Origin of the sequence: Kitasatospora sp. MBT66, from assembly GCF_000710405.2 — a bacterium.
GTDB classification, from domain to species: Bacteria; Actinomycetota; Actinomycetes; order Streptomycetales; family Streptomycetaceae; genus Kitasatospora; species Kitasatospora purpeofusca.
The window spans coordinates 85393-86686 of record NZ_JAIY01000012.1 but is presented as its reverse complement, the minus strand read 5'-3'; the positions used below and the strand labels follow the sequence as shown (position 1 = coordinate 86686).

At 75.3% G+C, this 1294-nt stretch carries 2 protein-coding genes; both read right to left on the bottom strand.

The genetic code is table 11. The features are described from left to right. Window positions 1-1104, bottom strand: a 1104-nt coding sequence (locus BI06_RS51485; protein ID WP_043474422.1) for a hypothetical protein, incomplete at its 3' end; no start/stop codon positions are given. Further along, on the bottom strand, window positions 1101-1294 hold a 194-nt coding region (locus tag BI06_RS32765; protein WP_043474419.1), incomplete at its 5' end, for a hypothetical protein. The genes BI06_RS32765 and BI06_RS51485, both read right to left, overlap by 4 nt.

The following is a 1294-nucleotide window of genomic DNA, read 5'->3' as shown; positions in this document are numbered from 1 at the left end:
GGGTTCGGGCCAGCTCATGAAGCCGACGGCGAGCGCCCGGCGGCGGGGCTCCAGCGGGTTCTCCGGCCGGCCCGCCGCCGGGGAGCGCACCGGTCCGGTCCGTCGGGCGGCCGGGGCCCCGGCCGTCGGCGGCGCGGTGATCCGCTCGGCGGCCCGGTCGGCGATCGCCAGCAGCCGTTTCGGGGCCAGCGCGGCGAGCGGGGTCCACCAGCCCTCGGCGAACCACTCCCGCTGGCTGCCGGTCAGCTCGGGAACCGACCGCTGCAGGCGCAGGTAGAGCTCCTCCGGGCGGTACAGGTCGCGCAGCAGCGTGTACTTGGTCTGGTCGACCAGCACGGTGCGCACCGACAGCCCGGCGTCCAGCACCCGCGGGCCGGGGCGGGCGGCGCGCGCGTCGGCGGCCAGCAGGTGGCCCTGGGGCGAGGCGTCGTGCAGCACCACCAGCGGCAGTCCGGCCGGGACCTCGCGCAGGTCCCGCACCAGCAGCGCGCGGTGCCGTTCGGGGTAGCGGTTGGCGTGCAGGAAGGCGATGACCGTCCGGTCCGGGCAGAGCAGCACGAAGGCCGGGTGGGCGGGTGGCGGTCCGGCCCGGACCAGCCCGTCGTCCACCAGCCCCGGCGGCAGCGAGCCGTAGGTGGTCCGCCACCGGTCCAGCACGGTGCTGCGGAACTCGTCCTCCGTCCAGCGGGAGTGGACCGACTCGTCCGGTGCGGGGACGTCCGACAGCATCCACTGGCGGATGGCGAAGCCGATCAGCAGGACGGCCGGCAGCAGCAGCCACGGGCCGAACGGGGTGAGGATCGTGCCGAGGCCGATCAGGGTCAGGATGCCCCCGGGGACGAACAGTCCGCCCGCGACGGCCTTGTCGCCCCGGTACTTCTGCGGCGGGCGCCCCCGGTGCTGGAGGGAGTGGTTCAGCTGCCCGGCGGTGACGACCAGCCGGCCCCCGTCGGAGAGCTTCCCGACGGCCTTGCGGATCCGCAGGTCGTGCAGCCCGGCGCCGTCGATCTTGGGGTCGAGCGCGAACTCCTCGCGGCAGTAGGTGCAGCGGCGCCCGGTCCGCTGACGCTGGATGAGGTCCTTCGAGCAGTGCGGGCAGATCATCGCGGTACCTCCGGCACCGGCCAGCTGAGGAATCCGACATTTCCGTGCAGCGCCCGCTCGGCGGACCGTTCGGCCATCGTCAGCAGCCGCTTGGGCGGCACCGCCACCAGCGGGCTCCACAGCCCCTTGCCGAGCCAGAGGCGCTCCCGGTCGGAGAGCCCCGGCAGCCGCGCCAGCACGCCCTCCAGGG